Origin of the sequence: Mycobacterium farcinogenes (assembly GCF_019739075.1) — a bacterium.
Lineage (GTDB): Bacteria > Actinomycetota > Actinomycetes > Mycobacteriales > Mycobacteriaceae > Mycobacterium > Mycobacterium senegalense.
This window is the reverse complement of record NZ_CP081673.1, coordinates 4646551-4661764: the sequence shown is the minus strand read 5'-3', so window position 1 is coordinate 4661764 and position 15214 is coordinate 4646551. Positions and strand designations below refer to the sequence as shown.

Sequence of the window (15214 nt, the reverse complement as noted above, 5' to 3'; positions counted from 1 at the left end):
GAATCGAGAAAAGGAGCCACCACAGTGAGCTTGACGCGAGTACTCGCACCGGTCGCCGGGCGCGCGGTAGCACTCCACGACGTTCCCGATCCCGTGTTCTCAGCGGGCATGGTGGGGTACGGCGCGGCGGTGGACCCGCCGCGCGGCGTGGTGGAGGCGATCGCCCCGGTCGGGGGCAAGCTGCTGAAGCTGATGCCGCATGCCTACGTCATCATGACCTCCGACAACGTCGGCGTCCTGGTCCACCTAGGGTTGGATACCGTCGCACTGAACGGCGAAGGCTTCACCATCCACGTGAGTCAGGGGGATGAGGTCGCCGTCGGCCAGGTGATCGTCACCTACGACGTCCCTGCCGTCGAGGCGAAGGGCCTTGATCCGATCGTTCCTGTCGTGGTCATGGACGAGCGCGAATCCGGCAACGTGACCGTAGCCGCTGCGGTGCTCGCGGGAGGCGATATCGACTCGGGCGCAGAGCTTTTCACGGCGAGAAAGTAGATGGAAGTCGTCATCCTGCCCGACGCGGCCACCATCGGCGGCGTGGCTGCCGACGCCATCGGCGTGCTGCTCGACCGCAAACCCGACGCGGTCCTCGGCCTCGCCACCGGCTCGTCACCGCTGGCGGTCTACGACGAATTGGCCGCACGGTACGCCGCCGGGCGGATCTCCTTCCGCCATGCCAGGGCGTTCACGCTCGACGAATACGTCGGCCTGCCCGCCGACCATCCGGAGCGCTACCGCAACGTGATCGACACCGTGTTCGTTTCACGCGTCGACTTCGCCCCGGACGCCGTGCGGGGGCCCGACGGCCTGGCGACCGACATTCCGGCGGCGTGTGCGGCATATGAGGACGCCATTCGCGCTGCCGGTGGGGTCGATCTGCAGATCGTCGGCATCGGCACCGACGGGCACATTGCCTTCAACGAGCCGGGGTCCTCGCTCGCCTCACGCACCCGCATCAAGACGTTGACGCGGCAGACGCGCCTCGACAACGCGAGGTTCTTCGGGGACGACCTCGACGCAGTCCCGACGCATTGCCTGACCCAGGGCTTGGCCACCATCATGGCGGCCCGGCACATCGTCCTGGTGGCGCTCGGCCGGGGCAAGGCCGAAGCTGTGCACCATCTCGTCGAGGGGGCGGTGAGCGCCATGTGGCCGGCGACCATCCTGCAGCACCACCCGCATGTCACTGTTTTGCTGGATGCTGCTGCGGCGCAACGGCTTCAGCTTGTCGATTACTACCGCGAGACGTACCGCTCGAAGCCGGATTGGCAGGGGCTCTGAATGCTGCTGACCGCCGACAGGCTGTACACGGGCGCGGATCTGTTGCAGCCCGGGTGGTTCGAGGTGTCGGGTCCCGTGGTGCAGGCGTTGGGTAGGGGCTCCCCGCCCCGGCCCGCCGATCGTGACCTCGGCTCGGTGACGGTGGTGCCGGGTTTCGTCGACACCCATGTGCACGGGGGTGGCGGCGGAAGCTTCTCCGTCGCCTCGGAGTCCGACACGGCGGCGGCGGTGGCACTGCACCGCAGGCACGGTACGACCACGATGATCGCCTCCCTGGTCACCGCCGGCCCGGACGATCTGTTGCGTCAGGTGGGAGCGCTCGCCGAGGCGGTTCGGGCCGGGCAGATCGACGGAATCCACCTCGAGGGCCCGTGGTTGTCGACCGTGCGGTGCGGGGCGCATCAACCTGCCCTGATGCGTGACCCGGATGCTGCCGAGATCGAGCGGCTGCTGGCGGCCGCCGCGGGAACGATCCGGATGGTCACGATCGCGCCAGAACGTGCCGGTGCGCTCGCCGCGATCCGGCAGTTGGTGGACGCCGGCGTGGTGGTCGCCGTCGGGCATACCGAGGCGACCTACGAACAGACTCGCGCCGCGATCGCGGCCGGCGCCACGGTGGGCACCCACCTGTTCAACGCCATGCGCCCGATCGACCGGCGTGAGCCGGGTCCGGTTATCGCGCTACTCGAAGACCCGTCCGTCACCGTTGAACTCATCACCGACGGGGTCCACCTCGATCCGGCCATCTACCGGCACGTCACGCGTTCGGCGGGCCCGGATCGCGTTTCGCTGATCACCGACGCGATGGCGGCCACCGGTATGTCCGACGGCCGTTATCTCCTGGGGCCGGTGCAGGTCGACGTGGTGGACGGGGTCGCGTTCGTCGGGGGCACCGACACCATCGCCGGCAGCACCGCGACCATGGACCGAGTAGTCCGATTCGCCGTGGCCCATTGCGGTTTGCCCCGCGACGAGGCGCTGCAGCTGGCCGTACGTCAGGCCTCGCTCAACCCGGCGCGGGCGCTGGGGCTTCCCTGCGACGGGCTGATCCCCGGTGCCGCAGCCGATCTCGTGGTATTGGATGCCGATCTGACGGTCAGCGCAGTGATGCGCCGAGGGGTGTGGGAGCCGGAATCGGTGGCTTAGGCTGCTGTGCGCGGAAGCTCATGCTGCCCGAGAAGTCTTTTCTGAGGGAATAATTCGTGTTGCGGCGGGCGTGAATGACCGCTACGAATTCTTGCACCGGCGTACCGTCACCCGGGTAAGCCACAGATATCTGGGGGTGGTCCTTGTCGGACTGGCCGTTCGTCGCACGCGATGTCGAACAGCGCGAAGCCTCGCAAGCGCTGTGGGGCGGTTCGTGCGGCGTGGTGCTGGCCGGCAAGACGGGAGTGGGCAAGTCGGCCCTGGCCCGGGTGCTGGCAGAGAGCCTGGAGGCAGATGGTTGCCCGGTCCTGTTCGTCCTCGGAACCGAGACCGCCCAAGCCGTGGCACTCGGGGCGTTTCGGCACGCCCTGACCCTCACCGAGGCGCATGACCCGACAGTGATGCTCGCCGTGGCGCACGAGATGCTGACCGCGGATCCCGACTTGGTCATCGTGGTGGACGACGCACAGCATCTCGATCCGTTGTCGGCGCTGTTGGTACAGCAATTGGCGGTGCACGGCTCACCGCGATTGATCGTCACCATCGGAAGCGGCGCGATCGCTTCGGATGCGGTGACGGCCCTTTGGAAAGAACAGTTGCTGTTGCGATTGGAGATCGAACCCTTCACCCGGGAGCAGACTGCCGAGTTGGCTACCGCGGTGCTGGGCGGTGAGGTCGATGATCGCGCGGTCGCAGAATTACACCGATTCTCCTCGGGGAGTCCGCTCTACTTGCGCGGTGCGCTCAACGCGGCCCTCGGCGATGCGGCCCTGGTCTGCGATCAGGGGCGTTGGCGACTGCGTGGGCAGCTGCGGGCCAGTGCCGATCTACACGCATTGATCGCCTCCCGGTTCGATACCTTGACCCCGGATGAGCTCGATGTGGTCGAGGTGGTCTCCACCGCGGAGGTACTCGACTGGGACGTGTTGGTGGCGGCCTGTGACCTCGACGCGATCGGCCGGGTCGAGCGCCGGGGCGCGATCCAGGTGCTCAACGATGCCGCCTGCACCGTCGTACAGCCCGGCCATCCCGTCATCGGGCAGGTGGCCCGCAGCCGATGCTCCAAAACCCGTTCCCGCCAGATCAATACGCGATTGGCGGTGCTGTTGGGCGAGCACCTGGCCTCGCCTGACAACGGCGGACCACCCCGACGTGCGGGGGCGAATCCAGCTGGCTCGGTTCATGGCCGGAGGCGATGGCCCGGCGGATGCGGATGCGATCGCCGAGGCGGCGGCCAGTGCGGTCACCATGTCCAATCTGGCGCTGGGTGAGGAGTTGGCGCGATACGCCGTGGATCACGGTGCCGGAGTGCGTGCGGCGATCGTGCTGGCCGATGCGTTGAGCTGGCAGGGTTACGGCGAGCAGGCCGAGGACCTGCTGGCCCGGTCAGTGCCGCCGGACGACGAACCAACGCTCGCACGTTGGGGTTGTCTGCGGGCGGCCAACCTATTTTTCGGGTGCGCTCGCCCCGAAGCCGCGCGTTCGGTACTTGCCATGGTTCGCCGGCAGGTGCACTGCCCGCAGACGTTGAGTCTGGTCGGGGCGATGGAGGCGGTGTTCACGTTCTTCGCCGGCGAGGTGGCCGAGGCAGTCGGGCTGGCCGCCGAGATTCTCGACACCGAGGTGTGGGCGCCGTCGAATAGATCGACGGCGACGGTATGGGCCGCGGTGGCCTCCTCGAACGCGTTGGCCTTGTCCGGGCGCTGGGACGAGGCCAACGCCGCCGCGCAGACGGGTGAATGGGCTGCCGAGGATTGTCAGTCGGGGCCTCAGCGTTTCTGGCTGCCCTTCGCCCAGGTGTCGGTGGCCGCGGCGGCGGGGGAGTTGGCGCGGGCACAGCGGGTGTGTGACCGCTACACCGTGCTGGCGGCCGGCTCGCCGCAGGCCGAGGCCGTCGTCACCGCGCTGAACGGACGAGTGGCATTGGTCCGCGGTTGTCTGCCTTCGGCGTGTGAAGCGCTGCAGGCAGCGGTGTGGGCGACCTCGCCGGGGCTGCCGCCCGGGTGGCCCATGGTGGTCGCGGCGTGGCTGGCTCAGGCCGAGGGGATGCGGGGCGACGGCCATGCTGCGGGTGCCGCGTTGCTGCGCGCCGAGGGTGCCGCGGGCGGGTCCCTCGAGGTGTTCCGGCCCGAACTGGAGCTGGCCAGGGCCTGGGCGGCGGCCGCCGACGGCGACATCAGAGCGGCCGCCGGCCTTGCTGCTCGGGCCGCACAGTGCGCCAAGGCGCATGAGATGGACGTGGTCGAGCTCACGGCCCTGCACACCGCGCTGCGTTTCGGGCAAGCCTGCGGTCACCGCAGAATCCGGCAATTGGCGCGGCGGCTCGGTGGCCGGATGGCCGAGGCCATCGCCGCGCACAGCATCGGTGTGGCCCGAAATGATCCCGATCAACTCGTCGTGGCCGCCGACCGGTTCGAGGCGATGGGGGCGCTGGCGTTGGCCGCCGATGCGTCCGCCCACGCCGCCCGCCAATTTGCCCAGACTGGTTGCCTTGGTGGCGAATTGGAGTCCACGGCCCGGGCGCTGTGGTTGGCGGGACGAAGTGGTGCGCTGACTCCGGCCTTGCGCTGCGCCGGCCATCCGCTGCCGCTGACCGAGCGTGAGTGGGAAATCGCGAACCTCGTCAGTCTCGGGATGAGCAACCGCGCGATCGCCGACAAGTTGTGCCTGTCGGTGCGCACCGTTGACGGGCATCTGTACCGCATGTTCGCCAAGCTCGGTGTGGAGGACCGCGACCATCTGGCCCGGTTGGCCCGCTTCGGCCCCGTGATGTGATCAGCCGGGGTGTTGCGGTTCCTCACTGGAGCTACGGGCACCCACGAAATCGAGCAGCCGCGGATCTGTGGAGGTGAACCGGTCCACTTCCTCTCCGCCGTCGCACCGCAGCAGCGCGACCGTGAGACTGTCTGCGGTCCGGGTGAGTACGCGCCAGTGTGCGCCCGAATCTTCCCAGCGCTGCAAATCTGCCACCCGATCTACGCTCATGCCTCCTACCATGGCATGTGATGGCCGAGAAACACCGTGTGCGGTTGGCCCGGGTGTACACCGAACCCGAATCCGGCGAGGGGCAGCGGGTCCTCGCCGACCGATTGTGGCCCAGGGGTTTGAAGAAGACCGACCCGAGGGTGGGGCAGTGGCTGCCCGCCGTCGCCCCGTCCACCGAGTTGCGGCACTGGTACGACCACAAACCGGAACGCTATGACGAGTTCGCGGCGCGCTACACCCACGAATTGCAGTCCGGCGACGAGGCTGCGGCCCTCGACGAGTTGAGGTCGTTGGTCAGCGCCGGCCCCGTCACGCTGGTGACCGCCACCCGTGACGTCGAACTCAGCCATCTGACGGTCCTGGCAAAGCTTCTGGGCTGAGGCCGCACACCGACCGGGCTCCGGCAGGAAGGTAAACCTACCCTCACTCGCTACGGTAGGCTCGGCGCTCAAATGAGCGATATCGATACCGACGTGACCGACCTGCCAGGGGCGCCCATACTCAAGCGCGAGCTGACCGACATCACCGACGAGGTGCGCGCCGTCGACGCTCCGCCGACCCCGATCCTGGCTGAGCCGTACGACATCCGGGTGGCCGACGCCGTCGGTGACGCCGAGTTGGTGTCGGAGTGGATGAACCGCCCACATCTGGTGGAGGCCTGGGAGTACGACTGGGAGCCCGAGCGCTGGCGGCGCTACCTGCAGGCCCAGCTCGACGGTGAATACTCACGGCCGTTCATCGCGAGCTTCCGCGGCAAGCCCGTCGGCTACATCGAGCTGTACCGGGCGGCCAAGGATTCCATCGCACCGCGCTACGCCGCCGAACCCCACGACATCGGTATGCATGCGGCGATCGCCGATCTCAGATTCGTCAACCGTGGAATGGGCCCGATCCTGCTGCCGCGCATCGTGGCCAACGTGTTCGAACTAGAACCCGACTGCCGGCGGATCATGTTCGATCCCGACCATCGCAATACCGGGGCTCGTCGGGTCTGCGAGTGGGCGGGATGTGAATTCCTGGGCGAGCACCAGATGTCCAACCGCAAGATGGCGCTCTACGCGCTGCCGCGCACCCCCGGCGACGCATTCGGCGTCGCCGGGTAGCCCCGAGGCCGGTTCAGGCTCCGGAGAATTCCGCGTAGCCGTCGTAGTCCGGCTTCATGGCCGCGGCCACCAACTCCCACAACACTTCGTCGGTGCCGCCGCCGACGCGGGCCAGTTTCATGTCGCGCCACCACTTGCCCAGCGGCGTCTCGTCGACGAGATAGCCGGAGCCGCCGAAGATGTGCATGCACTCCGACGCCACTTCTTCGCCCAGTCGGGCGGCGGTCACCTTGAAGGCCGCGGCGGCCCGGAGGTCGAGCTTGCCCTGTGCGGCTGCTCCGGCCAGGGCGTAGCGCAGCAAATCGACGCGAGCCTGCAGGTCGGCGATGCGCATCCGCAGCGCCTGGTGCTCATAGAGAGTGTGGCCGAACTGGCGGCGTTTCATCATGCGGGCCAACGTGATTCCGAGGATCCGCTGGGACCCGGCGGCCACCTGGCCCGCGATCGACATGCGTTCGTGGGCCAGACCCCAGGAGATCGCGGCCAACCCGGTGCCGGCCCGGGCCACCAGATGGTCGGCGGGCACCCAGGTGTCGATGTGCACCGCCGCGGTGGCCAGGGGACCGTTACCGACCTTGCGGTAGGAGGCCTGAACCTCGACCTGAGAGGTGGGGACCGCGACGACGACCACGTTGCCGTGCCTGCTGGTCGGATCGTGGTCGACGTTGCGGGCGACCACCATGATGTGGTCGGCGATCGTCGAGAGTGAAACGAACTTCTTGATGCCCTTGATCTCGAATCCGTCGCGGGCCGTGCGGACTTCGGTCTCCACGATCTGCAGGTCCGAACCACCGGATTCCTCGGAGGCCGCGATGCACAGCACCGCTTCGCCACCGATGGCCTGTTCGCAGATGGTGCGCAGATGCTCAGACTTGCCGAAGCGGCGCAGCAGGGCGATTGCCGAGTCGTGCAGGCTGACACCCACGCCGATGCCCGACGAGCCGGTCCCGCCCAGCGCGAAGGCCAGTTCTACCAGCTTGGCCACGTCGGGCTGCTGACCGTCGCCCCACTTCTCGCGGAACACGCCGTTGCGGCCGAGGTGTTCGATGAGTTGACGCGGAAAACTCTCAGTCTCTTCGGCTTCGGCGGTCCAAGCCTTGACCTGGTCGTCGAACACCCGATCCAGCAGGTCGCGGTACTCGTCGATCGTGGTGGTGGCCGGTGCCGGGGTGGGCGTGAGCGCAGTCATGACTTCGCTGTCTCCAATTGTCGTTTGACCTCCAGGCGGCGCAGCTTGCCCGAGGAGGTGCGGGGGAGTGACCCGGGAGTCAGGAACACCACGTCGGCGGGCACGATGCCGCACTCGGATGCCACCTGCTGGATCACCTGGCTACGGGCGCCGGCCTCGTCGGGACCACGGAACTCGGCCGCGATCACCAGGCCGGACCGAACCGACTTCTCGCCGGCCCCTACGGCCACCACGGCGCCCTCGCGAACACCCTTGACCTGAGCGGCAACCCGCTCGATCTCGGTGGGGAAGATGTTGCGTCCGGCAACGGTGATCAGTTCCTTGCTGCGCCCGCAGACCACCAACCCACCGTCGACGAAATAGCCGAGATCGCCGGTGGCGAACCAGTCACCTGGGTTCAGCGGGGCCTGGCCGAGGTAGCCCGACATCATCGAGGTGCCGCGGATCTCGACCTCGCCCACCTCGCGGTCGACGATGCCCGCGTTGTCTTCACTGGGCCGCAGACGTACTTCCATGCCGGGGATGGCGTCGCCGAGAACCGCCAGCTGCTGACGGTTGGACCCAGCGTCGGTCGCGACCGTGATCTCGTCGAGAACCACGCCGAGGCCTGGGACCGGAACGGTTACCGCACAAGATGATTCGGCCATCCCGTACGACGGAGAGAGTGCTCCGGAGTGAAAGCCGAAACGGGACAGCTCGGTGCCGAACCGGATGGTCGCCTCGCAGTCGACCGGCTCGCCGCCGTTGAGCGCGAACCGCAGGGCCGACAGGTCCAGGTCGGTGAGGCGCTTGGAGTACTTACCGATCAGCCCGTAGGCCATGTTCGGCGCGGCGGTCAGGGTGGCGCGGCTCTCGGTGAGCCAGCGCACCCAGCTGAACGGGGAGGCGGCGAAGGCCATGGTCGGGGCCTGCCACACCTCGATGCCGCCGAGCGCTCCGGCCAGCAGGAAGGTCAGTCCCATGTCGTGGTACAGGGGCAGCCACGAGCAGCCGATATCGTTGTCCGACAAGCTGATCCGCTCGCTCAGCCCGCGCAGGTTGGCCAGCACCGCCGAAGGCGTCAGCTGTGCGGTGCGGGGTGTGCCGGTCGAGCCTGCGGTGCCCTGCAGCACTGCGAACTGGCCGGTACCCAAAGGCAGAGTGGTGGAGCGTTGAGCGTGGGCGACGACGCTGTCGTCGTGGATCGTCAGCGGGGTCTCGACCGTGCGCAGCAGATCCAGGTAGCTGCCGTGGCTGAACACCGTGCCGACGCCGATGGCGGCGAACCGGTTCAGTGTGGACTGTGCCCAGGTGTCGGCGTCTGCCCCGCGGATCGGACCGGGGAGCACCGACAGTGCGGTGCCCGCCAGCAGGGCGCCCAACACCGTCGCGATTGCCTCGACGGTGGGCTCGGCGACCACGCCGACAGCTGTCGAACCGTCATGGCCGATCTGCTCGGCGACGTTCTCGGCGCGCGCGTAGACCTCTCCCCAACGATGGCGTGTCCAGGTGCGCGTCTCGTGGTCGTGCACCACGAGATCGGCGTCGGTGGTGGTCAGTGACGCGGCGAGCGCCGTGGCCAGCACGCTCACTGGCTGCTCTGCGCGGCAGGCGCTTTCGCCAGGATGGCCGCCTCGAGATCGCCGACGGTGTCACAGCTGAGCAGGTCTTCCTCGGACAGCGCGACCCCGAGTTTGTCCTCGATCGCCACCATGCCGACGGCGAAGGCCACCGAGTCCAGGCCGACGTCGTCGATCAGTCGGGACTCCCTGGTCACCCGGCGGACATCGACGTTCATGTCGTCACGAAGGATCTCGGTGAGGGCGGCGCTGACCGCTTCGGGTGTAGTCGACTGCATGGGGTCGCACGGTACACGGCTGAGCAAAGATAGGCTAGCCTTACCCAGTCGGCTGTGAGGTCAGTAACTGAACTGCGCCAGATCGGTACCGCCATGCCGCTCTCCGGCGTCGACCACCGTCGCCGAAGGCACCAGCTCGGCGCTGACCACGCCGTGTTCGCGGGTGATCTCGTCGATTACTTCGAAGGCCCCCGCGATCCGCTCGGGGGTGTCCACCACGATGGTGCTCACCGGGACGTGCCTGCCGAGCTGGAACAGCCTGTCCCCGCGCGGACTTTCGGCGCCGCTGTAACCCCAGACCCCGCGCAGCACGGTGGCGCCGCCCGCCGCGCCGGTCTGGATCAGCGTTCGGACGATGGCCCGGTGGATGGGCACTCCTTGGTATTGGGCGGTCTCCGATGTGTGGACCATCAGCTTCTGCCACAGCGGGCGGCCCTGGTCGTCGGCGCCGGGCAGCTCGGCCGGCCGGGTCAGTAGCCGGCCGCCCAGCTTGCACAACTGCGCCCGCTCGACGGTGAGCAGAGGGTTGTTCTCCAGTAGCTCGGTGAGTTCTGCTCGCACGGCTGTCAGCTGGGCCCCAGTTCCGAGCCCGATGATCATCAGCGGTACCTCGCTGTTGCGGCTGAAGAACGCGGCGCGGCGACGCCGGCCGTGCGCGGTGCCGTCCACGCCGAGGAATACCGTCGTCGCTGCGAAGCCATGCCGGTGCAGCAGGTCGCACACCGCGCGATAGGCCGGAACCCCTCCGATGCGCCGATGACGGCCGACGTACACGGTCAGCTTGCCGGTGTCGGCGACCGTCGGTGCGGGGGACTCGCGGCGGATCAGTTGGGCACGTTCCAGGGTGATCAGGCCCCGGGGGATCAGCGCCACCGTCCGCTCGGCGAGCGTGGCGATCTTGTCGGCGGCGTCGACGGCGGCGATGGCGATCGGGGGATCCTCCGAGGCGCTCAGGGTCTCGTCGGTGCGCAGGTGATGGTGCGGGCCGAAGCTGGCGATTCCGCGCAGCATCACGCTGATCGCGATGTCGCTGTTCCCGTACAGGTCCAGTAGCGCGTCGGCGGCGAAACGGTGCTCGTGGCGCGCGCGTTCGGCGAAGTAGGCCGTCAGCTTGAGGTAGTCGTCGGTACTCACAACCGGGCTCCCAGCGTCAGGCCCAACCACGCCGCGATGAGGCCGAGTACCACGCTGACGACGATGTTGCCCACCGCCGGCCAGATCCGGCGCTCCTCACTGAGGCGTTGCGTCTCCAGCATCCAGGTGGAAAACGTCGTGTACGAGCCGACGAACGCGGTGCCGGCAAGTAGGGCAGCGTGGCGGTCCAAGGCCAGTCCGCCGAGGAAGCCGAGTAGAAACGCGCCGCTCAGGTTGACCGCGAGGGTGCCGAACGGGAAGCCGCGGGTGTGGCGGGCGGACACCGCCCGGTCGAGGAGAAATCGGCAGACCGCCCCTACGCCGCCGAGCAGCATCACGCCGGTCCACACCACGACCGTGGTCATCCGCGCACCATGGCCCGGCGCACCATCGCGGTCGCGACCGCCACTGCCAGGAGCCCGGCGGCGATGCTGGCCACGGTGTAGCCGGCGGCCAACGCCCAGTTGCCGTGTTCGAGCATCGTGACGGTTTCGACCTGCATCGTGGAGAAGGTGGTCAACCCACCGCACAACCCGGTACCCAAGAGCGGACGGCGGTAGCTGGAGACCGGCAACCGTTCCAGTAGTCGCGTGGTGAAGTAGCCCAGCAGGAACGCGCCGAGGATGTTCACGATGAACGTAGGCCAGGGCCAGTGCCCGGGTGCCGGGGCGGCGAGCACCGCCAGCCCGGCGCGCGCCAGCGTGCCCAGGGCGCCGCCGACGAAGACTGCGGCCACTTCTCGGGGGTCATGGCCAAACATGAAGTAAAAGTATGGCGTCTGATGTGCGAGAGCCGGGCACCGACATCCGATCGGGAGCACAATCGGGACCATGGCTGCCAATCCCCGCGCCGGACAACCGGCTCAACCCGAGGATCTGATCGACATCGCCGCGGTGGTGACCGCCTACTACACCCGCCGGCCCGACCCTGAAGACATTGCGCAGCAGGTGGTGTTCGGCACCTCCGGCCATCGCGGCTCCAGTCTGGACACTGCGTTCAACGAGGGCCACATCCTGGCCACCACCCAGGCCATCGTCGAATATCGCGCCGCACAGGGCACCACCGGCCCGTTGTTCCTCGGCCGGGACACCCATGCGCTGTCGGAACCGGCCTGGGCGTCGGCTCTGGAGGTCTTGGCGGCCAACGATGTTGTAGCGATGATCGATTCGGCTGATCGCTACACCCCGACACCCGCGGTCAGCCACGCCATCCTGACCTTCAACAGTGGCCGTGACGCCGACCTCGCCGATGGCATCGTCGTGACACCGTCGCACAACCCGCCCCGCGACGGGGGCTTCAAGTACAACCCGCCCAACGGCGGACCGGCCGACACCGACGCCACCGGCTGGATTGCCAAGCGCGCCAACGACATCCTGCGCGACGGGTTCAAGGACGTGAAACGCATGCCGCTGGCGCGGGCGCTGCAGACGGCTCAGCGTCACGACTACCTGGATGCCTACGTCTCTGACCTGGTCAATGTGGTGGACTTGCATGCGATCCGGGCCGAGGGCATCCGCATCGGTGCCGACCCGCTCGGCGGGGCCAGCGTGGATTACTGGGGTGCGATCGCCGAGCGCTACAACCTCGACCTCACCGTGGTCAATCCGCTGGTCGATGCCACGTGGCGGTTCATGACCCTGGACACCGACGGCAAGATCCGGATGGACTGCAGCTCGCCGAATGCCATGGCGTCACTGATCGCCAACCGGGATGAGTACCAAATCGCCACCGGCAACGACGCCGACTCCGACCGGCACGGCATCGTCACCCCGGACGGAGGGTTGATGAATCCCAACCACTATCTCGCTGTGGCGATCGATTACCTCTACACCCACCGGCCGAACTGGCCCGCGGCCACCGCGGTGGGCAAGACCGCGGTGAGCAGTTCGATCATCGACCGGGTGGTGGCCGGGCTGGATCGCAAACTGGTCGAGGTACCGGTGGGCTTCAAGTGGTTCGTCGACGGGCTGATCGGCGGCGGTATCGGATTCGGCGGCGAGGAGAGTGCCGGCGCGTCGTTCCTGCGCACCGACGGGTCGACCTGGACCACCGACAAGGACGGCATCATTCTGGCGCTGCTGGCTTCGGAGATCCTGGCGGTCACCGGGTCGACGCCGTCGCAGCGCTACGCCGAATTGGCCGAACGCTACGGCTCACCTACCTACGCGCGCATCGACGCCCCGGCCGATCGTGAGCAGAAGGCCCGGCTGGCCAAGTTGTCGCCCGAACAGGTCAGTGCCACCGAGCTGGCCGGCGAGCCGATCACCGCCAAGCTCACCTCCGCGCCGGGCAACGGCGCGGCATTGGGCGGGCTGAAGGTCACCACCGAGAACGCCTGGTTCGCCGCTCGGCCGTCGGGCACCGAGGACGTCTACAAGATCTATGCCGAGTCTTTCCTGGGCGCCGATCATCTCGCGGAGGTGCAGGAGGCCGCGAAGGAAGTGGTGAATACAGTCATCGGGTGACCGTCAAGACCACGCAGAGCCTGCCCCGCGAGGTCTGGCTGCTGGTTTGCGCGAATGTGGTGGTCGCGCTCGGCTACGGCGTCGTTGCCCCGGTGCTACCGAACTATGCCCGGCATTTCGGGGTCAGTATCGCCGCTGCCACGTTCGTGATCACCGCATTCGCGGCGATGCGTCTGGTGGGCGCGCCGCCGGCAGGAGCCCTGGTGCAACGACTGGGCGAGCGGCGGGTCTATATCAGTGGGCTGCTCATCGTCGCGGTGTCCACCGGAGCCTGCGCGTTCGCCCAGACCTACACACAGCTCTTGCTGTTCCGCTCGCTCGGTGGACTGGGTTCGGCGATGTTCACCGTGTCCTCACTGGGCCTGATGATCCGGATTTCGCCGCCGGATGCTCGCGGCCGGGTGGCCGGGTTGTTCGCCTCCGGGTTTCTGGTCGGCTCCGTCGGCGGGCCCGTATTGGGCAGCTTGACCGCCGGCTTCGGACTGTCGGCACCGTTTTTGATCTACGGCGCGGCGCTGTTGGTGGCCGCCGCGGTGGTGTTCGTCAGCCTGCGCCACTCGGAGTTGGCCGTCCCGTCCGTCGACGAGGTGCCGAAGGTCTCGATGCGTGAGGTGCTGCGGCATGGCGCCTATCGCGCGGCGTTGTTCTCCAATTTCGCGTCCGGTTGGTCCTCGGTCGGATTGCGCATCGCCTTGGTGCCGCTGTTCGTGGTGGACGTCCTGGGGCGCAGCGCGGGTGCGGCGGGGCTGGCGCTGGCGACTTTCGCGATCGGCAACGTCTCGGCCGTGGTGCCCAGCGGTTACCTCTCCGACCGGGTCGGGCGTCGGGTGCTGGTGATCGTGGGGCTGTCGGTGTCGGCCGCGGCGACGGTGGCGGTCGGCTTCAGCGACTCCCTGCCGCTGTTTCTGGTGTGTGCCTATGTGACCGGGGCGGCGACGGGGATGTTCGTCTCGCCGCAGCAGGCCGCGGTGGCCGACGTCGTCGGCAACAAGGCGCGGGGCGGGACGGCGGTGGCGACGTTCCAGATGATGTCGGACCTCGGCGCGATTGTCGGCTCGTTCGCCGTGGGCCAGATCGCCCTGCACATCAGCTTCCCGGTGGCGTTCGTCACCACCGGCGTCATCATGCTCGCCGCGGCGGTGGGGTGGGTCTTCGCTCCGGAGACCCGGCCGTCGGCGTCAGAGGAGCACACCCCAGCCCGCCCACTGGGCCCCGATTCCGCCGATGAACTGCCCTGAGCTGCCGTTTTGGGTTAGACGGCCCCTGTGGTGTAACTTCGTTGAGCACGACAAACGGGGCTATGGCGCAGCTGGTAGCGCACCACACTGGCAGTGTGGGGGTCAGGGGTTCGAGTCCCCTTAGCTCCACGTTTGAGAACCCGAAGTCACACGACTTCGGGTTCTTTGCTGTGTAGCCCGTCTGAACCTAACCGGAACCCGTCACCACAGGTCGCGTAGGTTCTTGGAGAATCAGATCCAAGAGCCGACCGCAGCACTCAACGAAAGCCATCATGCCCGAGGACCAGAACACAGACGTTCCACCGAATCACCTCTCGGTGGATCCCCGCAGCCCCTTCTATGACGAAGAGGTGCTTCTCCGCGACGTGGGTATTCGCTTCAACGGCGTCGAGAAGACCAACGTTCACGAATATGACGTGGCCGAGGGGTGGGTGCGCGTTGAAGTCCCTACCGCCAAGGATCGTCGCGGAAATCCGATGGTCGTCAAACTCAGCGGCACGGTCGAACCGTATTTCCGCCAGGCGAAGTAGCCCTCGGTCGCCACTGCGGTCGATGGTGGCACCTGGAACCGCTCGCGCCGACGAGCAGGGTAACCTCGCGGCGCTGGGGCCCCAGCTCTTGCCCACGACCTCCTTGTTGACGCTCGGCCGCACCATCTGCGACAAGCTTCGTTACGGCGGTTCGACGCCGGAAAACGTCCTGATGTCGTGGGAATTGATCGGCTGGGCGAATCCGCCGATGGTGGAAGCCGCCCAACGCGAGCTGTGTCTGGACACGCTCGCCCCCGCACCTTAACGACCTGCGCCTCATTCCAAGCCGGACAAGACCTTTCGCGC

General features: G+C 67.7%; 18 protein-coding genes and 1 tRNA gene. 12 read left to right on the top strand and 7 right to left on the bottom strand.

Annotated features, from left to right (window positions below; translation table 11 throughout):
• The first annotated feature begins 24 nt into the window (after positions 1 to 24).
• The 5 genes from K6L26_RS22145 (at position 25) to K6L26_RS31725 (ending at position 5202) form a co-directional block, all read left to right on the top strand.
• Positions 25 to 495 (top strand): PTS sugar transporter subunit IIA, encoded by a 471-nt coding sequence (locus tag K6L26_RS22145; RefSeq protein ID WP_221851534.1) that lies wholly within the window; start codon positions 25 to 27, stop codon positions 493 to 495.
• A complete protein-coding gene (nagB, locus tag K6L26_RS22140; RefSeq protein ID WP_221851533.1) occupies positions 496 to 1281 on the top strand; it encodes a glucosamine-6-phosphate deaminase in 786 nt (261 codons plus the stop codon).
• Entirely contained in the window at positions 1282 to 2427 is a 1146-nt protein-coding gene (gene nagA / locus K6L26_RS22135) for an N-acetylglucosamine-6-phosphate deacetylase (RefSeq protein WP_221851531.1), read from the top strand.
• A gap of 143 nt (positions 2428 to 2570) precedes the next feature.
• The gene (locus K6L26_RS31730; RefSeq protein ID WP_245008628.1) at positions 2571 to 3698 is read left to right on the top strand and encodes an AAA family ATPase; all 1128 of its coding nucleotides are present in this window, start codon (positions 2571 to 2573) and stop codon (positions 3696 to 3698) included.
• Positions 3610 to 5202 carry a helix-turn-helix domain-containing protein gene (locus K6L26_RS31725; protein WP_245008627.1) on the top strand — a complete coding sequence of 531 codons (1593 nt, stop codon included), beginning with the start codon at positions 3610 to 3612 and terminating at the stop codon, positions 5200 to 5202. The genes K6L26_RS31730 and K6L26_RS31725 overlap by 89 nt, the downstream gene beginning before the upstream one ends.
• Here K6L26_RS31725 and K6L26_RS22125 read toward each other — a convergent pair whose 3' ends face one another.
• On the bottom strand, positions 5203 to 5412 hold the full coding sequence (locus K6L26_RS22125; RefSeq protein ID WP_019344158.1) for a hypothetical protein: 210 nt from the start codon (positions 5410 to 5412) through the stop codon (positions 5203 to 5205).
• 20 nt (positions 5413 to 5432) lie between these two features.
• On the opposite strand from K6L26_RS22125, the gene K6L26_RS22120 reads away from it, so the two are divergent.
• On the top strand, positions 5433 to 5792 hold the full coding sequence (locus K6L26_RS22120; protein WP_036388566.1) for a DUF488 domain-containing protein: 360 nt from the start codon (positions 5433 to 5435) through the stop codon (positions 5790 to 5792).
• A 72-nt stretch (positions 5793 to 5864) separates the two neighbouring features.
• Positions 5865 to 6515, top strand: coding sequence for a GNAT family N-acetyltransferase (locus tag K6L26_RS22115; RefSeq protein ID WP_019344160.1), 651 nt, complete (start codon positions 5865 to 5867; stop codon positions 6513 to 6515).
• 13 nt (positions 6516 to 6528) lie between these two features.
• Here K6L26_RS22115 and mbtN read toward each other — a convergent pair whose 3' ends face one another.
• The 6 genes from mbtN to crcB (K6L26_RS22085) are packed head-to-tail and all read right to left on the bottom strand — an operon-like array spanning position 6529 to position 11435.
• A complete protein-coding gene (gene mbtN / locus K6L26_RS22110; RefSeq protein ID WP_221851529.1) occupies positions 6529 to 7704 on the bottom strand; it encodes a mycobactin biosynthesis acyl-ACP dehydrogenase MbtN in 1176 nt (391 codons plus the stop codon).
• Complete coding sequence (mbtM, locus tag K6L26_RS22105; RefSeq protein ID WP_245008771.1) at positions 7701 to 9266, bottom strand: long-chain-fatty acid--ACP ligase MbtM; 1566 nt, start codon at positions 9264 to 9266, stop codon at positions 7701 to 7703. The genes mbtN and mbtM overlap by 4 nt, the downstream gene beginning before the upstream one ends.
• 5 nt (positions 9267 to 9271) lie before the next feature.
• Positions 9272 to 9541, bottom strand: coding sequence for a mycobactin biosynthesis acyl carrier protein MbtL (locus K6L26_RS22100; protein WP_065462655.1), 270 nt, complete (start codon positions 9539 to 9541; stop codon positions 9272 to 9274).
• A 60-nt stretch (positions 9542 to 9601) separates the two neighbouring features.
• Positions 9602 to 10675 (bottom strand): DUF190 domain-containing protein, encoded by a 1074-nt coding sequence (locus tag K6L26_RS22095; RefSeq protein WP_019348477.1) that lies wholly within the window; start codon positions 10673 to 10675, stop codon positions 9602 to 9604.
• On the bottom strand, positions 10672 to 11040 hold the full coding sequence (gene crcB / locus K6L26_RS22090) for a fluoride efflux transporter CrcB (protein WP_019348476.1): 369 nt from the start codon (positions 11038 to 11040) through the stop codon (positions 10672 to 10674). Before crcB (K6L26_RS22090) ends, K6L26_RS22095 begins: the two co-directional genes overlap by 4 nt.
• Entirely contained in the window at positions 11037 to 11435 is a 399-nt protein-coding gene (gene crcB, locus K6L26_RS22085; protein WP_043370723.1) for a fluoride efflux transporter CrcB, read from the bottom strand. Before crcB (K6L26_RS22085) ends, crcB (K6L26_RS22090) begins: the two co-directional genes overlap by 4 nt.
• A 70-nt stretch (positions 11436 to 11505) precedes the next feature.
• Between crcB (K6L26_RS22085) and pgm the strand changes: the two genes are divergently transcribed.
• From pgm to K6L26_RS22060, 5 genes are all read left to right on the top strand, one after another.
• On the top strand, positions 11506 to 13140 hold the full coding sequence (gene pgm, locus K6L26_RS22080) for a phosphoglucomutase (alpha-D-glucose-1,6-bisphosphate-dependent) (protein ID WP_019348474.1): 1635 nt from the start codon (positions 11506 to 11508) through the stop codon (positions 13138 to 13140).
• Complete coding sequence (locus K6L26_RS22075) at positions 13137 to 14378, top strand: MFS transporter (RefSeq protein ID WP_047039051.1); 1242 nt, start codon at positions 13137 to 13139, stop codon at positions 14376 to 14378. Before pgm ends, K6L26_RS22075 begins: the two co-directional genes overlap by 4 nt.
• 56 nt (positions 14379 to 14434) lie before the next feature.
• Positions 14435 to 14507 (top strand) — tRNA-Ala (locus K6L26_RS22070).
• 143 nt (positions 14508 to 14650) lie between these two features.
• Positions 14651 to 14908: a DUF3297 family protein gene (locus K6L26_RS22065; RefSeq protein ID WP_019347149.1), complete on the top strand. Its 258-nt coding sequence runs from the start codon at positions 14651 to 14653 to the stop codon at positions 14906 to 14908.
• A 22-nt stretch (positions 14909 to 14930) separates the two neighbouring features.
• Entirely contained in the window at positions 14931 to 15173 is a 243-nt protein-coding gene (locus K6L26_RS22060) for a hypothetical protein (RefSeq protein ID WP_221851526.1), read from the top strand.
• The last annotated feature ends 41 nt before the right edge of the window (positions 15174 to 15214 follow it).